This is a genomic window from Marinicrinis sediminis, assembly GCF_042685085.1.
GTDB classification, from domain to species: Bacteria; Bacillota; Bacilli; order Paenibacillales; family KCTC-33676; genus Marinicrinis; species Marinicrinis sediminis.
The window spans coordinates 14,823-36,108 of the sequence record NZ_JBHUMM010000037.1 but is presented as its reverse complement, the minus strand read 5'-3'; the positions used below and the strand labels follow the sequence as shown (position 1 = coordinate 36,108).

General features: G+C 51.6%; 17 protein-coding genes and 2 tRNA genes. 18 read left to right on the top strand and 1 reads right to left on the bottom strand.

Going from position 1 to position 21,286, the window contains the following annotated elements:
- The first annotated feature begins 281 nt into the window (after nucleotides 1-281).
- The 18 genes from pyrR (at nucleotide 282) to ACFSUC_RS11895 (ending at nucleotide 19,960) form a co-directional block, all read left to right on the top strand.
- Nucleotides 282-818 carry a bifunctional pyr operon transcriptional regulator/uracil phosphoribosyltransferase PyrR gene (gene pyrR / locus ACFSUC_RS11980; RefSeq protein ID WP_379929992.1) on the top strand — a complete coding sequence of 179 codons (537 nt, stop codon included), beginning with the start codon at nucleotides 282-284 and terminating at the stop codon, nucleotides 816-818.
- Nucleotides 819-1,727, top strand: a complete 909-nt coding sequence (locus tag ACFSUC_RS11975) for an aspartate carbamoyltransferase catalytic subunit (protein ID WP_379929831.1) — start codon at nucleotides 819-821, stop codon at nucleotides 1,725-1,727.
- A gap of 56 nt (nucleotides 1,728-1,783) precedes the next feature.
- Nucleotides 1,784-3,067: a dihydroorotase gene (locus ACFSUC_RS11970; protein ID WP_379929830.1), complete on the top strand. Its 1,284-nt coding sequence runs from the start codon at nucleotides 1,784-1,786 to the stop codon at nucleotides 3,065-3,067.
- A gap of 26 nt (nucleotides 3,068-3,093) precedes the next feature.
- The gene (carA, locus tag ACFSUC_RS11965; protein WP_379929829.1) at nucleotides 3,094-4,257 is read left to right on the top strand and encodes a glutamine-hydrolyzing carbamoyl-phosphate synthase small subunit; all 1,164 of its coding nucleotides are present in this window, start codon (nucleotides 3,094-3,096) and stop codon (nucleotides 4,255-4,257) included.
- On the top strand, nucleotides 4,244-7,453 hold the full coding sequence (carB, locus tag ACFSUC_RS11960; RefSeq protein ID WP_379929828.1) for a carbamoyl-phosphate synthase large subunit: 3,210 nt from the start codon (nucleotides 4,244-4,246) through the stop codon (nucleotides 7,451-7,453). Before carA ends, carB begins: the two co-directional genes overlap by 14 nt.
- A 126-nt stretch (nucleotides 7,454-7,579) precedes the next feature.
- Entirely contained in the window at nucleotides 7,580-8,302 is a 723-nt protein-coding gene (gene pyrF, locus ACFSUC_RS11955) for an orotidine-5'-phosphate decarboxylase (RefSeq protein WP_379929827.1), read from the top strand.
- Nucleotides 8,299-8,943, top strand: a complete 645-nt coding sequence (gene pyrE / locus ACFSUC_RS11950) for an orotate phosphoribosyltransferase (protein ID WP_379929826.1) — start codon at nucleotides 8,299-8,301, stop codon at nucleotides 8,941-8,943. The genes pyrF and pyrE overlap by 4 nt, the downstream gene beginning before the upstream one ends.
- Nucleotides 8,944-9,147: 204 nt before the next feature.
- On the top strand, nucleotides 9,148-10,083 hold the full coding sequence (locus ACFSUC_RS11945) for an ABC transporter ATP-binding protein (protein WP_379929825.1): 936 nt from the start codon (nucleotides 9,148-9,150) through the stop codon (nucleotides 10,081-10,083).
- On the top strand, nucleotides 10,083-11,198 hold the full coding sequence (locus ACFSUC_RS11940; protein WP_379929823.1) for an ABC transporter permease: 1,116 nt from the start codon (nucleotides 10,083-10,085) through the stop codon (nucleotides 11,196-11,198). Before ACFSUC_RS11945 ends, ACFSUC_RS11940 begins: the two co-directional genes overlap by 1 nt.
- A 180-nt stretch (nucleotides 11,199-11,378) precedes the next feature.
- The gene (locus ACFSUC_RS11935; protein ID WP_379929822.1) at nucleotides 11,379-12,359 is read left to right on the top strand and encodes an ABC transporter ATP-binding protein; all 981 of its coding nucleotides are present in this window, start codon (nucleotides 11,379-11,381) and stop codon (nucleotides 12,357-12,359) included.
- Nucleotides 12,298-13,437 carry an efflux RND transporter periplasmic adaptor subunit gene (locus ACFSUC_RS11930; RefSeq protein WP_379929821.1) on the top strand — a complete coding sequence of 380 codons (1,140 nt, stop codon included), beginning with the start codon at nucleotides 12,298-12,300 and terminating at the stop codon, nucleotides 13,435-13,437. Before ACFSUC_RS11935 ends, ACFSUC_RS11930 begins: the two co-directional genes overlap by 62 nt.
- Nucleotides 13,437-16,337, top strand: a complete 2,901-nt coding sequence (locus ACFSUC_RS11925; RefSeq protein WP_379929819.1) for an ABC transporter permease — start codon at nucleotides 13,437-13,439, stop codon at nucleotides 16,335-16,337. Before ACFSUC_RS11930 ends, ACFSUC_RS11925 begins: the two co-directional genes overlap by 1 nt.
- A gap of 4 nt (nucleotides 16,338-16,341) precedes the next feature.
- Nucleotides 16,342-17,235, top strand: a complete 894-nt coding sequence (locus tag ACFSUC_RS11920) for an ABC transporter ATP-binding protein (RefSeq protein ID WP_379929818.1) — start codon at nucleotides 16,342-16,344, stop codon at nucleotides 17,233-17,235.
- A complete protein-coding gene (locus ACFSUC_RS11915) occupies nucleotides 17,222-18,721 on the top strand; it encodes an ABC transporter substrate-binding protein (RefSeq protein ID WP_379929817.1) in 1,500 nt (499 codons plus the stop codon). Before ACFSUC_RS11920 ends, ACFSUC_RS11915 begins: the two co-directional genes overlap by 14 nt.
- Before the next feature lie 126 nt (nucleotides 18,722-18,847).
- On the top strand, nucleotides 18,848-19,381 hold the full coding sequence (locus ACFSUC_RS11910; RefSeq protein WP_379929816.1) for a phosphatidylglycerophosphatase A family protein: 534 nt from the start codon (nucleotides 18,848-18,850) through the stop codon (nucleotides 19,379-19,381).
- Between the two features lie 136 nt (nucleotides 19,382-19,517).
- A complete protein-coding gene (locus ACFSUC_RS11905) occupies nucleotides 19,518-19,682 on the top strand; it encodes a hypothetical protein (RefSeq protein ID WP_379929815.1) in 165 nt (54 codons plus the stop codon).
- A 112-nt stretch (nucleotides 19,683-19,794) separates the two neighbouring features.
- Nucleotides 19,795-19,871: transfer RNA gene (locus ACFSUC_RS11900), tRNA-Met, on the top strand.
- A gap of 12 nt (nucleotides 19,872-19,883) precedes the next feature.
- Nucleotides 19,884-19,960 (top strand) — tRNA-Ile (locus tag ACFSUC_RS11895).
- 183 nt (nucleotides 19,961-20,143) lie between these two features.
- Here ACFSUC_RS11895 and ACFSUC_RS11890 read toward each other — a convergent pair.
- Nucleotides 20,144-21,193 carry an S-layer homology domain-containing protein gene (locus ACFSUC_RS11890; RefSeq protein WP_379929814.1) on the bottom strand — a complete coding sequence of 350 codons (1,050 nt, stop codon included), beginning with the start codon at nucleotides 21,191-21,193 and terminating at the stop codon, nucleotides 20,144-20,146.
- Nucleotides 21,194-21,286 lie beyond the last annotated feature (93 nt).

Sequence of the window (21,286 nt, the reverse complement as noted above, 5' to 3'; positions counted from 1 at the left end):
AAACCGACCCCATTTGACCGCTTTACCCTGGCAACGCGCAGGCTGCCCGCAATCAGGCAAACTGCACGACAACGCACAGACCAGGCCTGCCAAGGGCCGTGTGCAACCAACCAGTAGGGGAAGCAGAATGGAAGGTTGGCACATCTGTACACCGTGTGGATCTTAGACAAACTCCTTGCCTGATGGGCAGGGAGTTTTTTTGTGGCTTGCCTGCTGAATGTTGCATACGTCAGGTTGATCATGAGGCTCCAAACAGGGGAGGCTGTGGACGAATGAACAAGATGAGCAAGAAGCATACCATCATGGATGAAGCTGCCATACGCAGGGCTTTGACACGGATCGCTCATGAAATTATCGAGAAGAACAAGGGGATTGAGGATTGCGTCATCGTAGGCATACGAACCCGGGGCATCTATCTGGGCAAGCGAATTGCCGACAAGATCATGCAGATTGAAGAAGCGTCTATCTCCGTTGGTGAACTCGATGTGACCACGTTCAGAGACGATTGGGACGGAGACCCGCAGGACAGCCCCTTCATCACGGAGGTGGACATCCAGGACAAGAAAGTCATTCTTTTCGATGATGTGCTCTACACCGGGCGCACCGTTCGCGCGGCACTGGATGCGCTCATCTCGCACGGCAGACCGAAGATGATTCAGCTCGCCGTGCTGATTGACCGCGGTCACCGGGAATTGCCGATCCGAGCCGATTATGTAGGCAAAAATGTACCCACGTCCAAAGACGAAGAAATCGAAGTGTTTCTGACGGAAGTAGACGGTTCCGAAGAGGTCGTCATTTGCACAGGAGGCGAGACTTGAGTGAGTTATACACAAACTAAATCCAAGCATCTGCTAGGTCTGAAATCACTGAGCGCGGAAGAAATCGACAGCATCCTGACTCGAGCCGCATACTGGGAGCATCATCCGGTGAAAGTCTCCAACATGCTGCATGACCGCTTTGTTGCGAATATGTTTTTTGAAAATAGTACACGAACACGCTTCTCCTTCGAGGTGGCTGAGAAAAGACTGGGTGCCCAGGTGCTCAACTTTACCGCTGCTTCCTCCAGTGTAGAGAAGGGAGAAAGCATTTACGATACGGTGCGCACGCTGGAATCGATGGGGATTGATGCAGGTATCATTCGGCTGAAGCCGGTAGGCGTGCTAGCAGAGATCGCAGAGAAAGTGCAGTTTGCTCTGATCAACGCAGGGGATGGAAACAACGAGCATCCGACGCAGGCGCTGCTGGACATGTATACGATGAAGAAGCATTTCGGTACGCTGAAAGGATTGACGGTCTCCATTATCGGAGATGTCGCGCACAGCAGGGTAGCCCGCTCCAATCTGTGGGGACTGCAAAAGCTGGGTGCAAACGTGCAGTTCTGTGCCCCACCTAGCATGCAGGCAGCAGAATTGAGTGAACATGCTCCTTATGTCAGCATGGATCAAGCCTTGCAGGCTGATGTGGTGATGATGCTGCGTGTCCAGCTTGAGCGGCATGACGGACAGGGAGTGCTGGGGTCCGCAGAGGGGTATCGGGCGCAGTATGGCATGACAGCAGAGCGAATGGAGAACATGCCGTCGCATAGCATTATCATGCACCCTGCACCGGTCAATCGCAATGTAGAGATGGATGATGAAATTGTCGAGCATCCACGATCAAAAATTTTCACCCAGATCGGCCATGGCGTGCCGATTCGCATGACGGTGATCGAACGAGCTCTTTCCTGACGAGGGAAGGGGATACACAGAAAACCAGGTAAGTTGAACCATAAAAGGAGGATATCATGGGGATTTGGATCTTGAACGGCCAGGTGGTCGAACCGGCAAGCAAGAAAATGGTACAAAAGCATCTTTTTATCGAAAACGGCCTCATTCAGCAAATGACAGACGCGACGGAATCTGTGAATACAGAGGGTCACGAGGTCATAGAAGCGAAAGGGAAGCTCGTCAGTGCGGGTTTCATTGATATGCATGTACACTTACGCGAGCCTGGATTCGAATACAAAGAGACGATTGAGAGCGGAAGCCGATCGGCAGCGAAGGGCGGCTTCACCACGATCGCCTGTATGCCGAATACACGCCCGGTGACGGGGGATGTAGAGACGGTCAAGTATGTATTGGATAAAGCGGAGCAGGAAGCGATTGTGAAGGTGCTTCCTTACGCCAGCATCACGGTGAACGAGCTGGGCAGAGAACTGACCGACTTTCAGGCACTCGCCGAAGCAGGAGCGATCGGCTTCACAGATGACGGGGTGGGCGTACAGAATGCGCAGATGATGAAGGACGCGATGGCGCGGGCCAAGCAACTGAACAAGCCCGTCATTGCCCACTGTGAGGATGATTCCCTGGTGACGGGGGCAGCTGTAACAGAGGGCGCCTTTGCACGGAAGCATGGCTTGAAGGGCATTCCGAATGAATCCGAAGCCATTCACGTCGGGAGAGATATTCTGCTGGCGGAAGCCACAGGGGTGCACTACCATGTGTGTCATGTGAGCACCGAGCAGTCCGTTCGGTTGATTCGCCAGGCCAAGCAGCTGGGTATCCACGTGACCGCAGAGGTTTGTCCGCATCATCTGCTTCTCTCTGACGAAGATATTCCAGCGCTTGACGGTAACTGGAAGATGAACCCGCCGCTGCGTACTCCGCGCGATGTGGAAGCGATGATCGAGGCGCTTGAGGACGGCACGATTGACATGATCGTCACCGACCATGCGCCGCACAGCGAAGAGGAGAAAGCAAAGGGAATGGCGCTTTCGCCATTCGGCATCGTCGGACTGGAGACAGCATTTCCACTGCTGTACAGCAAGTTCGTTACGACAGGCAAGTGGACACTGGCTTTCCTGCTGGAGAAAATGACCGCCATTCCGGCACAGGTATTCGGATTGCAGACGGGTGTGCTCGAAGTAGGGAAAGCAGCAGATATCACCTTGATTGACTTGGAAACGACAAAAGCGGTCGATCCTTCGACCTTCTTGACAAAAGGAAGAAATACACCATTTACAGGGTGGGAGCTGAAAGGCTGGCCAACCTTGACGATGGTAGACGGCAATATTGTGTGGGCTGAATAATCAAGCAGACAGAAGGAGTGATCCATGTGAGTGCAAAACAGGCGAGATTGTTGTTGGAAGATGGAACATTATTTACAGGTCAGTCATTCGGCAGTGAAACAGAATCGACAGGTGAAGTCGTATTTAATACAGGTATTACAGGCTATCAGGAGGTATTGTCCGATCCTTCCTACTGTGGACAGATCGTGACGATGACGTATCCGCTAATCGGAAACTACGGCATCACTCGGGATGACTTTGAAGCCTTGCGTCCGTACATTCATGGCTTCGTCGTTCGCAATCATGAAGAGATTCCTTCGAACTGGAGAGCAGAATATACACTGGGCTCGCTCCTGAAGGAATTCGACATACCGGCCATCCAAGGCATCGATACCCGTATGCTTACCCGCAAGCTGCGCCACTACGGTACAATGAGGGGCATTCTGACGACATCCAGCGAGCCGGTTGAAGCGCTCATGGAGAGACTCCAAGGCTCCAGCTTGCTGACAGATCAGGTGGAGCGGGTTTCCACGAAGCATGTCTTCAGCTCCCCGGGAATGAAGGAACGCGTGGTACTCGTGGATTACGGTTCAAAAAGCGGGATTCTCAGAGACCTGGTGAAACGCGGCTGTGATGTGGTTGTGGTACCTCATACCGCTACCGCCGACGACATTCGCAAGCTGTCCCCGGACGGTATCTTGCTCTCGAACGGACCCGGAAATCCGAAAAATGTTCCGCATGCCGTAGAAACGGTGAAGCAACTGATTGGCGAATATCCAATGTTCGGGATTTGCCTCGGGCACCAGCTGTTTGCCCTGGCAAGCGGAGCGGATACTGAAAAGCTCAAATTCGGTCATCGCGGTGGCAACCATCCGGTGAAGGATCTCATCAGTGGACGCTGCTACATTACTTCTCAAAATCACGGTTATACGGTGAAGGAAGAATCCATTGCCCAAACCGAGCTCGAAGTAACCCATATCAACAACAATGACAAAACGGTCGAGGGATTGCGTCACAAGACGGCACCGGCTTTCTCCGTGCAGTATCATCCGGAGGCGTCACCGGGACCATTTGATTCCAGCTACCTGTTTGATGATTTCATCGAGATGATTCGCACGCACCAGCAGAATCATCCGCAATCACCAAAGCAAGCTCAAATTGCAGCAGCTGCAAAAGCGTCGAAGGGAGAATACGCACATGCCCAAAAATAATGAACTCAAAAAAATTCTCGTTATCGGCTCAGGTCCGATCGTTATCGGTCAGGCTGCCGAATTCGACTATGCCGGAACACAGGCTTGTCAGGCTCTGAAGGAAGAAGGCATGGAGGTTGTTCTGATCAACAGCAATCCGGCTACGATCATGACGGACACCAATATGGCCGACAAAGTATATATCGAACCGATTACGCTCGAGTTTGTCACACAGATTATTCGTCAGGAGCGTCCGGACGGCTTGCTGCCGACACTCGGCGGTCAGACCGGACTGAATATGGCTGTAGAGCTTGCTCGTGCAGGCGTCCTGGAGCAAGAAGGAGTCAAGCTGCTCGGAACGCAGCTGACCGCGATTGAAAAGGCTGAAGATCGGGACTTGTTCCGCGACCTTATGCGTGAGCTGGAACAGCCTGTACCGGAAAGCATCATCGTTACAGCAGTCAAGGAAGCGGTGGAATTCGCCCGTGAAATCGGCTACCCGATCATCGTTCGTCCTGCCTACACCCTGGGAGGCACGGGAGGCGGAATCGTCAATGATGAAGAGGAGCTGCGCGAAATCGTGGCCTCCGGTCTTCGCTACAGCCCGATTTCCCAGTGTCTGGTTGAGAAAAGCATTGCAGGCATGAAGGAAGTCGAGTACGAAGTTATGCGCGACGCCAATGACAACTGTATCGTAGTCTGTAATATGGAAAACTTCGATCCTGTCGGGGTACATACCGGAGACAGTATCGTCGTAGCGCCAAGCCAGACCTTGTCTGATCGCGAATATCAGATGCTGCGCTCTGCCTCGCTCAAGATCATTCGCGCGCTGAATATTGAAGGGGGCTGTAATGTTCAGTTCGCACTGGACCCGCACAGCTACCAGTACTATGTGATCGAGGTGAACCCGCGTGTCAGCCGTTCTTCGGCGCTCGCATCCAAGGCAACCGGCTATCCGATTGCGAAGATGGCAGCAAAAATCGCGATCGGCTACTCCCTGGATGAGCTGGTCAATCCGGTTACCGGTCAGACCTATGCTTGTTTCGAACCGACATTGGATTACATCGTCAGCAAAATTCCGCGCTGGCCGTTTGACAAATTTACTTCCGCCAACCGCAAGCTCGGCACGCAGATGAAGGCGACGGGCGAAGTGATGGCGATCGGACGTACCTTTGAAGAATCGATGCAAAAAGCAATCCGTTCCCTGGAAATCGGGGTGCATCGTCTCTACCTGAAGGAAGCGACTCAGCTGGATGACGCTACCCTGCGCCTGCGTCTGGAAAAGCCGGATGATGAGCGGATGTTCCTGATCGCAGAAGCGTATCGCAGAGGTTTCGAGCTGGAAGAAATCCAGGATATTACGAAGATCGACTGGTGGTTCCTGCACAAGCTGCAGAAGCTCGTCGTATTCGAGGAAGAGCTGAAGCAGCCGGAATTGACAAAGGAATTGATGTTCGAGGCCAAGCGCAACGGATTTACCGATCGTGCGATAGCCGAATTGCGCCAGCTGGCAGCTGGACTGAGCCATACAACGGAAGCCGACGTTCGCAAGCTTCGCAAGCAATATGAGATCGAGCCTGTATATAAAATGGTAGATACGTGTGCAGCTGAATTCGAAGCAACCACGCCATACTACTACTCCACCTATGAGATGGAGAATGAAGTGACGCAATCTGCCAAGGAAAAAATCGTTGTGCTGGGTTCTGGTCCTATCCGGATCGGGCAAGGGATTGAGTTCGACTATTCCACGGTTCATGCTGTATGGGCCATTCAGGATGCCGGTTACGAGGCGGTCATTATCAACAACAACCCGGAGACGGTTTCCACGGACTTCAATACGTCAGACCGACTGTACTTTGAGCCGCTGTTCTTCGAGGATGTCATGAACGTGATCGAGCAGGAGAAGCCGGTTGGCGTCATCGTACAGTTTGGGGGTCAGACCGCAATCAATCTGGCGGACCCATTAGCCAAGGCGGGCGTTCGCATTCTTGGAACGAGCCTGGACAATATCGATGCGGCAGAAGATCGCAAAAAATTTGAAGCCTTATTGCGCAACCTGGACATTGCCCAGCCGCAAGGGAAAACCGTAACCTCCGTACAGGAAGCAGTCGGAACAGCTCAGGAACTTGGCTATCCGGTTCTGGTTCGTCCATCGTATGTCCTTGGCGGCAGAGCGATGGAGATTGTCTACTCTGATGAAGAACTGCTGAACTATATGGAACAGGCGGTGAAAATCAATCCGGAGCATCCGGTTCTGATCGACCGCTATATGCTTGGCAAGGAAGTGGAAGTGGATGCGATCTGTGATGGTGAAACGGTCCTCATTCCAGGCATCATGGAACACGTCGAGCGGGCAGGCGTTCACTCCGGTGACTCCATCGCGGTGTACCCGCCTCAGTCACTGTCAGATGCTGTGAAGGAACAGATCGTAGAGGTCACAACGAAGATTGCACGCGGTCTTCAGGTGATCGGGCTTGTGAACATCCAGTTCGTCATCTTCAAGGAACAGGTTTACGTGATCGAGGTGAACCCGCGCTCCTCCAGAACAGTTCCATTCCTGAGCAAAGTGACCAGTATCCCGATGGCGAATCTGGCTACACGTCTCATCCTGGGTCAGAAGCTGAAAGACTTGGGCTACGAGGATGGACTGTGGAGAGAAGACGATCACGTCTCTGTCAAAGTACCGGTCTTCTCCTTCGCAAAGCTGCGCCGGGTAGATACGACGCTCGGACCGGAAATGAAATCCACGGGAGAGGTCATGGGAAGAGACATCAGCTTTGCCAAGGCACTCTATAAAGGACTTATTGCAGCGGGTATGAAAGTACCAAGCGGCGGTACAATTGTGGCAACCGTAGCGGATAAAGATAAGGAAGAAGCTGTGGAAATCCTGCGCGGATTCTCTACGCTCGGCTACAAGCTGGTGGCCACTGGCGGTACGGCTACCGCACTGGAAGAAGCCGGACTGCTCGTGACACGCGTCAATAAATTAACCGAGGGATCACCGAATATTCTGGATCTCATCCGCAATGGAGAGGTACAGCTGATCGTCAATACCCTCACCAAAGGCAAAACGCCGGAGAGAGACGGGTTCCGCATTCGCCGTGAATCTGCGGAGAACGGAATTGTATGTCTGACGTCCCTGGATACCGCTAATGCGCTTCTGAAGATGATGCAGACGATCAATTTCTCATCCCGCTCCATGCCGGCATTTATCTAACATCATCATCGAGTATCGCTTTGTCGGCTGCTCGGTGAAGGAGAGAACAGCCTGACCATTCAAGGCAAACTTGAATGACAGGCTTTTTTTCCGACAACTTGCAAATCAAAGATCGGGGGAGATGACATGGAAGACTGGACACAAGCGGAACGGATTATGGTGGCGCTGGACTATCCCAATAAGCAGCAAGCCGAGCGACTGCTCCAGCAGCTTGAGGGAATTCCGTGCTATATGAAGGTGGGCATGGAGCTGTTCTATGCAGAAGGCCCTTCTTTTGTTGCGGAGCTGAAAAAACAGGGATACCGGGTGTTTCTCGATTTGAAGATGCATGACATCCCCAATACGGTCAAAGGTGGAGCAGCCAGCATTACCCGCATGGGCGTAGATATGTTCAATGTGCATGCCGCAGGCGGAAGTGCCATGATGGAAGCAGCGATGGAAGGTGTGGCACAGGCTTCTGCAGGAAGCAACGAAAGACCAACGGTCATTGCCGTCACCCAGCTTACCAGCACCAGTCAGCACATGCTAAACGGGGAAATTGGCATTGCCGGTACGGTGCAAGATACCGTTGTCCGTTATGCGAAGCTTGCCAGTCAGGCCGGTTTGCAGGGGGTTGTCGCCTCGCCGGTTGAAGTGGCCGCGATCAAGGAAGCGTGCAGCGCCTCTTTTGTAACCGTGACACCGGGTATCCGTCCTGCCGGAGCGGCAATCGGCGACCAGTCCAGAGTCATGACACCGAAAGAAGCACGAGCTGCAGGAACGGATTATATGGTGATCGGCCGACCGATTACGGCAGCTGAGCATCCAAGACAAGCGATCGAACAAATCGTAAAGGAGTTGTCTGAATGACCATCTATGATCAAGCCCTTTCCAAAGAGATTGCACAAGCTTTACTAAACATCGAAGCCGTATTTTTGCGTCCACATGAACCCTTCACCTGGACATCCGGCATTCAATCCCCAATTTATTGCGACAATCGCATGACGCTTTCTTTTCCGGAAGTGAGAGAGAAAATTGCGGACGGCTTTGTACAAATCATTCGCGAGCAGTATCCCGATGCAGAAGTGATTGCCGGTACCTCTACAGCCGGGATTCCGCATGCGGCCTGGATAGCGCAGAAGATGAATCTGCCGATGGTATACATTCGGGACAAGGCGAAAGGCCACGGCAAGCAAAATCAGATTGAGGGACTGCTGAAGAAGGGTCAAAAGGTCGTCGTGATCGAAGATTTAATCTCAACGGGAGGAAGTTCGCTCAAAGCGAGTCTGGCCGTTCGGGAAGCAGGTGCCGAAGTGTTGGCCACGATTGCCATCTTTACGTACGAGTTTGAGAAGGCCAAACAGGGCTTCGACGATGCAGGGATCCAGCTGGCTACGCTGTCCGGTTATTCGGACCTGATCAAGGTAGCGGTAGAAAGCGGAAACGTCCAGGAAGAAGATGTCGCTCTACTAAACAGCTGGAGAGAAGATCCATCTGCCTTCGGTAAATAGAATCGGATTTTAGTCCCATCGCCAATCGTTTCATCGCCTCTAACACGGGCACGAAACGGTTGGCTTTTTTCATTGGAAAATTTTAAAATCATGGTTTGCATGGCTCCTATTGTATGCGAAAATAGATGGGGGATAGGTGTAGGACCCCATACATAGTGATGATGGACATGAATACGGATGAATTCCGATGAGGGAGGGACACGCATGGTTGTGGTGCAGGTAGAGCATTTGAAGAAAACCTTTGGTTCGATAACGGCCGTTGAAGATGTCAGCTTCGAGGTACAGGAAGGAGAAATCTTCACGATTATCGGTCCAAATGGTGCGGGCAAGACGACGACACTGGAAATGATAGAAGGACTGCAACATCCGGACAGCGGTTCGATTACCGTAATGGATATGAATTGGAAGCAGGATGAAGCGAAGATCAAGCAGCGAATCGGGGTGCAGCCTCAGACCAGTGCTTTGTTCGATTTGCTAACGGTATATGAGAACCTGCTCTTGTTCCAGAGCTTCTATCATCAGCAACGGGCCGTAGAGGAAATTCTGGAACTGGTCAATCTGACGGAGCATCAGACGAAGAAGGTCAAGGCCCTGTCAGGCGGGCAGAAGCAACGGCTGGCGATTGGACTGGCGATGATTAACGACTCGGATATTTTATTTCTGGATGAGCCGACGACCGGACTGGACCCGCAGGCGAGACGGAATATCTGGGACATTATTCTGAAGCTCAAGGAAATGAACAAGACCACCATCCTGACGACGCATTACATGGAAGAAGCAGAGAAGCTGAGTGATCGGGTGTGTATTGTCGATCAGGGGAAGATCATTGCAATGGACACCCCGGCACAGCTTATTCAGCAGCTGAGCAAGGAACGGGAAATCGTCGTTCGGCTGGAGCATAAACAGACCGCACTGGAAGAGGAAGAACTGTTGAATCATGCAAGCGGGCTTCCTGATGTGGTACGGGCAGAATGGGATGCCGGCCGCCTGAGCCTGGTCTCTACCAATGCGGAGGTTACGCTATTCCATTTGCTCAAACATACGAATGAGCAGGAGATCGGCATCGAACAGATTTCCATTCGTGAAATGAGTCTGGAAGACGTGTTCATTGCTTTCACAGGAAAGGAGTGGCGTGACTGATGAATCAGCTGGGCAGGTTGTTTGTTGCGAATTTTAAAATGACGTTTCGGGAAAAGCAGGTCTGGTTCTGGTCGATTTTTTATCCGGTTTTGCTGCTGATTATATTCCTGACGATCTTCAGCGGTATCGGCGGGGATGACGGTGACGGATTCAAGGCGGAAGTGGTACTGGTGCAGGAAGAGAGCACATCGATGCCGATGCTTGGCGGCATTTTGCGCAGTATACCGGTGCTGGAATTTGAGGAAGAGCAGGCCGTTTCTCTGGACAAGGCGGAGGAAATGGTGCGGGCCCAGGATGTGGATGCCGCGATCGTGCTGCCTGACGCGGGAGGGGAACAGCAGGTTTCCCTGATCATGAACACGGAGAATGAGAATGCTTCGACTTCGCAGGCGCTGAGAAGCATTCTGGACGGGGTCCTGCAGGAAATGAATTATCAGGAAGCACAAGTGGAACGGGTCTATTCCCTGGATACTCGCTTCGTCTCGGCGGGCTCGGAAGACATGGACTATAACGACTTTCTGTTAACGGGGCTGATTGCGCTGTCGATTGCACAGGCTGGCATGTTCGGACTGGTAGAACTGGTGCAAATGAGAAAGAACGGGATGCTGAAGCGTTTGCGTATGACGCCGATGAATATGCGTATTTACGGAATCAGTAACATCCTGGTTCGTTTTATCTTGTCGGTGATCCAGATTGTAATGCTGACGCTGATCGGACTGTTCCTGTTTGACGCGCATCTGAATTTTGCCATCTTCTCCTTTATTCTAATGTTCACGGTGGGGACGATGTCGTTCACAGCCTTTGGCTATTTCTTCGCTTCTGTGAGCAAATCGATGGAAAGCTATATGGGTGCGGCGAACCTGGTCAGCTTTATTATGATGTTCCTGAGCGGCATTTTCTTTGATTACAATTTGTTGCCAGGCTACGTGAAGCCGATTGCGGATGTAATGCCGCTGACCTATTTTGCAAACGGCATTCGCGATACGATGCTGCTAGGTCAAGGCATGATGGATTCGTCCTTCTGGATCAACATTGGTGTGTTGCTGGCATGGGGACTTGGGATGTTCGTCCTTGCAGGGAAGTTTTTCCAGAGTCGTTCAGATCTCAATCGTTAACATAGAGAGCATGTAGTCGTTCATTCGACATGAATGGATGTGTATGGAATGGCTCGCAATGGTGCGGGCCATTTTCTTTTTTTCAGCAGGTGAGAAAATTTGCAGAGGATGTAACCTTTTATGGGATGATGTCGTCCATATATACGTAGAGAAATCATCAGAGGGGGAAAGTGTGTCTGTATGCGATGGCGATTAAAGAAAAAAGAACCGACCAGCCATTTGGATGCCCAGAAAGTCGCTGAGCAGCCTGGTGTTGACAGTGTCACCAACGTGTCTCAGGAGCCGATTGTCATGGGTATCTCTGAACACGCGGATGACATGGAACGCCCACAATCCGATGCACGGTCCACCGGGTCAGGCGTGGAGATGGCTTTAGGTGAACGGACGAATCAAGATGAGGCCGCAACGAATGATTCAGCCGGTCAGCCTGCGGGCAGTCAGATGGTGAAGGAACCGGAATACGAAGGACCTTTACTGAAAGTCAGTGGCGTCGAGCGTTCCTTTCAGACAGGAGGGCGCAAACTGGACGTATTGAAAGGTATACATATGGAATTATGGCCGAAGCAGCTTGTCATGTTGAGAGGGCGCTCCGGTTCAGGAAAAACGACCCTCATGAACATTATTGGGGGTCTCGATCAACCGTCCAGAGGCGAAGTATACTTCAAGGAACGTCCCATTCATGCCTGGAGTGACGAGAAGAGAACCCGGATACGGCGTAAGGAAATCGGCTTTATTTTTCAAACCTATGCGCTTTTGCCCTTGCTGTCCGCGTATGAGAATGTGGAGCTCTCGCTTCGCATGTCCGGCTATCCGAGAAGCGAGTGGAAGTCACGGGTGAAGCATTGTCTGGAGCTTGTGGGACTGGGCAAGCGTATGGATCATCGCCCTTTTGAGATGTCGGGGGGAGAACAGCAGCGGGTGGCCATTGCCAAGGCGATTGCTCATCGACCGTCTCTGATTCTGGCTGATGAGCCTACGGCGGAGCTGGATTCGCAGATGGGTGCCCAGATCATGGCGGTTTTTCAGGATATTATCGAGGCAGAGCATGTGACCATATGCATGACTACGCACGACCCTACAATATTGGAGGTAGCCGATCATGTCTATCAAATGGTGGATGGAAGATTTACAGAAACAGCGATCGAAGACATACAGCCATGATCGTAAACGAAGCAGAAAGTGGACGGTGGCTGTTCTGGCCGTGATGATCGGAATTAGCGCCAGTGGCTGTGCCCTGTTGCCCGAAGAAAAGCAGGAGGAAGTCATACCGGTGATTACGCCGCCGAAGCTGTCGGAGAAGCCAGTCTATGCAGCAGCCGCGCAAACGATTGAGTCAAAGGTGAGCGGGGTAGGCAAGCTGATGTCGGCCAGAGAGGAAACGCTGTTCTTCACAGAGGAAGGAAAGCGGATTCGGGATATTTACATCGCGCCGGGTGACTTTGTCCAGGCGGGGGACGTGCTGATGTCCCTGGATGTACAGGAATTGCAGGATCAACTGCGCGAGAAGCGACTCGGATTTCGGGAAGCGGAGCTGCGGATGAAGCAGACGCTGCGGAACCAGGATCAGATGACCGATGAAGAATTTGAACGGGAGAAGATTCAATTCGAGAAGCAGCGTCTGGAGCTGACGGAGCTTCAGGAACAGATTGGACGTTCAACGCTGACGGCGCCGTTTAGCGGCACGATTGTGACCATCAGTGCTGCCAAGGGGGATCAGGTGAAGGCATACAGTCCGGTGGCCGTACTGGCTGATCTGACCCAGCTGGCGGTGACGGCAAAGCTCAGCAGCAACGATCTGCAAAAGGTCGCCCCGGGGATGGAGGCGATTGTAGAGATTAACGGAGCTGGACAGCACAAGGGAAAAGTCAAGCAGATGCCGGTCAATGAAACGTCGGAGGGGAATCGGGATTCGTTCAACGGTTTCGATCCGTACAATCCGAATGGTGGCGGGACCAAAATAGAGAAGATCGAGGATTTCCTTGTGGTTGAACTCAGTGAAATGCCGGAAGGGTTGAACCGCGGTACCCCACTGAGTGTCGCGATCGTCATTCAGCGTAAGGAAAATGCCATCGTCATCCCTCCTTCTACCTTGCGAACTTACGGAGGCCGCACCTACGTGCAGGTCGTAGACGAGGACGGGAGCAAGCGGGAGGTTGACGTTGAGGTTGGGCAGCAATCCTCGACGGTCGTGGAGATTGTGAAAGGGCTGGAGCCCGGTCAGAAAGTAGTGGGTAAATAATGCTCATGCTGCGGTTTGTATTTCGAAAAATGTGGAATACCCGCTGGCTGACGATCAGTACGCTGGCGGGACTTATTATCGCGGTGGCATTCTCAACCAGTATCCCGATGTATGCCAATGGATCGCTGAAGCGGGTTGTAGCGAACTCCCTGATGGAGAACAACAGCGGACTGCCAGCCGGATCACTGCTCATTCGTTATCAGGCAGTTGGGGCAGAAAAACCGGATTTGGATGCACTGAAGGAAGTCAATCAATACATAACGGACGAAATTCCGGAAAAAATCGCATTCCCTCAACATAACTATGTGCGAGCATATTCGCTTCGCTCCACCCGTATCAAACCGCTGGACCCGGATACCGATGCAAGCAAGCGACGCCAGATGTCCATGATGTCCCTGACAGATGTGCAGTCTCATATCCGTGTGGAGAGCGGCAGCCTGTTCAGTGATGAGATGAAAAACGGGGTCGTGGAGGCCATTGTGCTTCAGGATTCCTTGTACCGCAATTATTTCAGGGTGGGAGAGACGTATGCGTATCCCGTCTCGGCAGGAAATGTGAACAGCACGATTAAAGTGAAGATCGTGGGAACCTTTGAGCCCGAGGGATCGACCAATCCGTTTGATGCCTACTGGTTTCAGGGCATGGATGCGATGCTGAATACTTTTGTGATCAGCGAGAAGGTCATGGAGGAAGAATTGCTGGAAAAACAGCGTTTGCCGCTGGATTTGGCCAAATGGTATTACAATATCGATCTGCGGGACATTCAGACGAGTCAGCTGTCTTCCCTGGCTGGCACACTGGAGAGACTGGATGTCGATGTATATCAGTTGCTGAAAAATACAAAAGTTGATCTCTCATTCGAAGACATGCTGAAAGACTTCCGCAAGCAAAGCCTGCAATTGCAAGCTCTGCTGTTTACGCTGGCGGCTCCGATGATTGCGATGGTCTTTTATTATATCGCGATGAATGCCAGACAGTCGCTGGAACGTCAGCGCAGTGACATTGCCGTGCTTCGCAGCCGGGGAGGCAGTACGAAGCAAATTTTCCTCGTTTATTTTATTGAAGGACTGCTGCTCGGTGCAGTTGCCATTTTGACAGGGCCGCTGCTGGGCTGGTTTATGGCAAAAAGCATCGGTTCATCGAACGGCTTTTTATCATTTGTCAATCGGTCATCCATTCCGATCGATATCAATATGGATGCCGTGCTGTACGGACTGGTTACGGTGCTGATCGCCATGCTGTCCAGTCTCATTCCTGCCATCTCGTATGCCAGACAATCCATTGTAGGCATGCGCAAGCAAATGGCGCGGGGAGACCGCAAGCCACTCTGGATGCGCTGGTTTCTCGATGTGGCACTGGTGGGGGCAGTCGGTTATGGCTGGTACACTTTTGAGCAGAATCAGGTACTGTCTATGCAGACGGGCCTGTCCAACAGTGAGCTGCAGGTGCAGCCTTTGCTGTTCTTTGTGCCCGCGCTTAGTATTTTCTCATTGGGACTGCTGTTCCTGCGCATTTTCCCGTGGCTGCTGAAGCTGTTTACATGGCTGGGCAAATCATTCATGCCTGTTCCGCTGTACCTGACTCTGACACAGCTGTCCCGTTCCGCGAGATCGTATTATCCGCTCATGCTGCTGTTGATTCTGACGCTTGGTCTTGGGGTCTATAATGCGTCCTCGGCCCGAACGATTGATCAAAATTCAACGGAGCGCACGCAGTACGAGTACGGGACGGATGTCGTGGTGCGTAGCGTATGGGAAGGGTTTGTGGAAGTTTTCCCGGATGCTCCTCCGAAGCAGCCTGGGGAGGACAAAGGAGGCGGAGAAAATCCGGACAATGGCGGTGGCGGAGGTCAACCGGGCGGGCCCAATCAGCCTGGCGGACAGAAGCCCCCGGTCAAGGTGAACTACCGCGAGCCTCCTTTTCAGATCTTTCAAAACTTGCCAGGCGTGGAGCAGGCTGCCAGAGTGCTGAAGACACCGGGCAATGCAGTAGTGGCTGGACGTACAGCCGGTCAGGGTGTTGTGCTGGGCATTGACAATCTGTCCTTCTCTGAGGTGGCCTGGTTCCGGGATGGAGACCTCCTTCCCGTCCATCAGAATCATTATTTGAATGTACTGGGCTTTCATGAAGCGGCGGTGATCGTGCCGGAGAGTTTCGCCGAGCGGCATCGGCTGGAAGCTGGAGACATCATCAATATTGCGATTGAGCAACAGTCGATTGAATTTATCGTAGCGGCCACAGTCCCTTACTGGCCTTCACAGTATCCAGATGAACAACCGTTTTTTGTGGCCAACCTGGACTACATATATGATCAGGTTCCGATCATCCCTTATGAGGTATGGCTGAAAATGGAGGATGGCGCACCGGCCACACCGATGGTGGAAGCGCTGGCTGAGAAAGGCATTCAGCTGTCATCCATTCAGGATATGCGCAGCGAATTGGTCAAGCAGGAGAAGCATCCTTCACGTGGGGGAGTATTCGGGATTTTGAGTCTCGGATTTCTCGTATCGGTGATGGTGTCACTGACTGGATATGTGCTGTACTGGTTCTTCAATCTGTCCAGCAGAGTTGTGCAGTTCGGGGTGCTCAGAGCGATGGGATTGTCGCGCAGGCAGCTGACTGGCATGCTGTTTCTGGAGCAGGTGTTTACAGCCGGACTTGCGATCGGACTCGGGGTATTGATCGGCAAGTTGACCAGCTTGCTCTTCCTGCCGTTTCTGGAAACGTCGGAAAGTGCGCAAAAGCAGGTCCCTCCGTTCAAAGTTGTGTTCGATTCACAGGATACGATGCAGCTCTACATGGTCGTATCTGTGATGATGGTGATCGGGGCCGCCCTGCTATTCATGCACATTCGCAAGCTGCGTGTCCATCAGGCGGTGAAACTCGGAGAGGAGCGTTGATCCCATGATTGAATGTGAAGGACTGGTCAAGATTTACCAGACCGATGAAATTGAGGTTGTGGCCTTGCAGGGACTGAATATTCACGTAAAGCCGGGTGAGATGATGGCGATCATCGGAAACAGCGGCAGCGGGAAATCTACCCTGTTGAACATTCTGGGTGGTCTGGATAAACCTTCAGCCGGTCAGGTGCGGGTAGGGGAATGGAATCTGCTGAAAATGACGGATGACCAGCTGGTGGAATACAAGCGAAAAACAGTGGGCTTCATCTGGCAAAACAATGCACGGAATCTGGTGCCTTACCTGACCGCGATCGAGAATGTCGAGATGCCGATGATGCTCAGTGGGAAGCTGGATCGGGCATATGCGAGGCAACTGCTCGAATGGGTCGGGCTGAAGGAACGTATGCATAATAAGCTTCAGCAGCTCTCAGGTGGTGAACAGCAGCGTGTGGCCATCGCGATTTCATTGGCCAACCGACCTTCGCTGCTGCTGGCGGATGAGCCGACCGGTTCTGTGGATACGCAAACGGCCGATATGATTATGGATATTTTTCGGCGCATGAACAAGGAGCTCGGGGTGACCATTGTCATTGTGACGCATGATTTGACGCTCGCTGGTAAGGTCGATCGGGTGATAGCGATCCGTGACGGGCTGACCAGCACCGAGTTCGTGAAGCGAAATCCGAATCTCGATCTGCTCAGTCAGGAAGGAAGCAGAAGGATCGGGGAAGCGCATGAAGAGTATGTGGTGGTGGATCGAGTAGGCCGCCTGCAGATTCCAAAGGATTTTCTGGAGGCGCTGAATATAGATAATAAAGCATCGATGGAGTTTGATGGTGATCAGATTGTCATTAAGTCACCGAAAAAATTGGAGGGGAATCTGAATGAAAAGAAGTAAGTGGACGAAATGGTCTGCGTTGACGCTGGCGGTTGTCATGATGCTAACTGTGCTGGCTGCCTGCAGCAAGGATTCAGGGGATACAGACGGAGAGAAGCGGTTGCTGCGAATAGCCACGCTGTACGGAAGCGGCAATAACGAGCATTTGCGCAGTACGTATACAGATCTGTATGCCTTTGCGAATCCGAACATCGAAATTGAATTTGTATCGGCTGTGGATTGGAACAAACATTATTTCACGAATGAAAATTATGAAAACCCGAATCAGGAGCCGGATGCGGTGGAAGAAATGACCAAGCTGCTGGAAGGCGACAATCCGCCGGATTTGCTGTTCGTGGACCAAAACAGCCTGCAGCAATTTGTGGAGAACAATCTGCTGCAATCGCTGGAGCCATTTATTCAGGACAATGAATTCGATCTGGAAGATTTTGTGCCTGTCGTAAAGGACAGTCTGCGTGAAGCAGGAAATGGTGAAATGTATGCCTTGGCGCCAACGTTTTCTTCTGCAGCACTTATTTACAATCTGGATATTTTTACAGAAGCAGGGGTATCCCCTCCTACAGATAAAATGACCTGGGATGAAATTTTTGATTTGGCTCAGCGGATCAGTGCACATTATGCGACTGCGGATGAGAAGAAGTATGGCTTCGCCTTCACCCAATGGTCCAACAGCAGAAATTTGTTTGAAGATATGAGATCATACACGTCATCGCTTGGCTTGCAGGTGTATGATCCGGAAGCGAATACCATGCTGGTGGATTCCCCGGAATGGGAGCAGGTGTGGACGAAAATGATTCAGCTGAAGGAAGCAAATATTTTTCCTGAAGAGCCGGACTATGAGAAGATGACCGAGCAACAAATGAGAAGCCGCTACTACAGTCACAATTTCCTCTCCGGTCGCACGGCGATGATGCTGATGGACTACGGACAGATCAACGAAATCATTACCGCGATGACGTATGCGAATGAAATGGATGATTTTGAGCCGTTCACGTGGGATTTTGTTACCTATCCGGTACATCCTGACCAGCCGGACACGGGTGGATTCGCCTCCCTTGATCCGATCATGGCGATTCCGGCTAAAGCGCAAAATACGGAGGATGCTTGGGAAATGATTGCCTTTATCAATGGGGAAGAATGGGCGAAGCTGAAGTCCAAGAGCACCTATAATATGGTATCTCGCAAATCGTACATCGAAGAGCCAGCCGGATATGATATTAATCTGGAAGCTTTCTATACACTTAAAACAGGACCGAACCCTTATCTCGCAGATTATCGGAACAACCGCTACTGGGAAGTGAGCTCCTTTGCTTATGACCTCTTTAACCGGGCCTCGAATGGTGAAATGACAGTGAAAGAGGCCTTGCAGGAGTGGACGGCCAGAGGGAATGAAATGCTGCAGCGTCCGCAAGGTGACAATGGGTTCGGGATCCCGATCGATGGCGCTGTTACAGAATCTGAGGCCACGATTGAAGTGATCGAATAGACGTTTGACTAATTGATTTGGATCACAGCCCTCCTGCCTACGATCATTTCGTATAGGCGGGAGGGCTGTTTCCGTATGAGGAGGTACATGATATAATAGTACAAATTCACAGAAGAGGTGAGCACGATGACAAGAAGAGTACATAGCAAAGAAGTGCATGAGGCCGCACTAAGAAAGCTGAGTGACCGCGGCGTCACGATCGAGGATATCGCCTACATCGTGTTCGAGATGCAATCTCCCTATCAACCGGATCTGACTATGGAGGAATGCGCAGAGAGTGTGCACGCAGTGCTGCGCAAACGTGAGCTTCAGCATGCTTTGCTGGTTGGAATTGAACTGGACGAGCTGGCGGAACAGAAGAAGCTGTCTGAACCGCTGCAATCCATTGTAGAGTCCGATGAAGGGCTGTTTGGCTGTGACGAGACGCTGGCCCTGGGGTCAGTACTTGGATACGGGTCGATTGGGGTGACCACGTTCGGTCATCTGGATAAAAATAAAATCGGGATTATTCGCAAGCTGGATACAAAGACAGGCAAAGGCGTGCATACGTTCCTGGATGATCTGGTGGCCAGCATTGCCGCATCTGCTTCCGGACGGATTGCGCATCGCATGCGGGATGAGGAAGAGCGGGAAGGAAACATCGAACCGTTTGCCGGTTAAGCTATAAGCAGGCAACGGATGTAGGGGTCTGCAGCAAAGAAAGCGTCTGAAATCTGAATTCATGTGTAAGAAATCCACGCCATCTGGTTATGCTAGAAGAGAGCAGCGCTTAGTAACCGTAATGGAGTGGTAAGACATGAATTGGGTATACTGGAATCGCTTGTATAACACCAAATTCCAGGCGAGCTGTGTAGCCAGACGAATGGAAGAGGACTGGTGGTTGTACGGCTATGAATGTCCAGAACATGTGGAGATATACCGTTCGAGAAAAGGACGTTTCGGAGTTCGCTACACGCTGTAGAAAAGAATTCAGATGATTGGCTTGACATGGATGAGCAAATTGGTGTATATTAGTTCTTGTCGCTGTTCGTATTCAACAAGTGATCGACAAGTAATCGACAGCACTGAAATGACGCGGGGTGGAGCAGTCTGGTAGCTCGTCGGGCTCATAACCCGAAGGTCGTAGGTTCAAATCCTGCCCCCGCAACCAACCTCATCATGCGGGCCTTTAGCTCAGTTGGTTAGAGCGATCGGCTCATAACCGATTGGTCGGGGGTTCGAGTCCCTCAGGGCCCACCATTAAGAACGTATGATTGCGGACTGATACATAGATTTAGACATAACCATTGCGTAAAAAAGAATTACAAAAAAGATAAAGACATAAAAAATTCCGTTCAGGCAGCTGATGCTGTTGAACGGAATTTTTTTGTATTTCCACCCGTTATGGATGCCCCTGCTATGAATGCTGTGAATGTTCCTGGCTTAGGAAGATGTGGAAGGGGATGAAGGCTCCTCAACCGGAGGTCCTGCAAACGGATTTTCCTTTTCGATTGGCTCTTGGACTTTCAGAACCGGGGTGTACTCCCCGCCTACATACGCATTTACTTTCGGTTGTGTTAAGGCCTGCAAGTAGGACTCTGTCCATACCGGCACGTGTTTTCTAACATATACGTGTGCCTCTCCCGATTCTGTAAATTCTACTTTCTCCAGAATGAGATAATAACCGGAATTCGGTTTGACTCCCCATGTAACGGTTACTTCCTGAACCCCCGAATCCAGCTTGTTTACTTTCATCACAGGCTCATCGTCGAGGGTCACTTCTTCGTCCCCTTCATATAAATCAGAGTCGATCGGATTGGATACGGGATCGTCACCATCCGGAAGCTCGGTGTCCACCGGTTCCTGATTGTCGACCATTTGCAGCGCTTCATACAGAATGCCTGCTGCTTCTCCGCGCGTAATGACACGTTTCGGGTAGAAGTTCTGGTTTTCATCCAGTTCTACAATGGAGGCATTCAACAAGCTCTGAATGTCGCCTTTGGAATCTGGATCGATATCGGCTTCATCATTGATGGTGAAGTACATTTCGGTAAAGGCATAATTGCCTTTCGCTTCAATCGCCGACATGATCAGGCTGGCGAATTCTTCACGGGTGATGGTCGCAGACGGATTAACATCGCGGTCAACGGCCAAACCATAAACGCCTGCAATAATGAACGATTGCGAGTACCAGGCATCTTCCGGCACCTGTGTGAAGGAATCCGAGGCCTGCGGGGCTTTGATGAAGAGCATATGGGCCAGATTCAGATTGAAGCCGCTGACGACCATGCTGACGGCCTGGGCATACGTCATTTCCCCTTGCGGGTTGAATTGATCCTTGCTGACGCCATTTACGACGCCGTTTTGCTTGAGCTCCATAATTTGATTGCGGTTCGGACTATTCTGGATGTCATTGAACGCATAGACGGAGCTGGACATCAGCAACGCGCCAGCTACAGAAAGTGATAGCGCTCGTTTCATAGATTTTTTCACAATTTCACGCTCCTAACGAATTTGAATGGATCATTTTGGTGGTTCACCCTTATGAACGCGAGCCAGTTTCGAAAGGTTGCACCAAGAATGCGA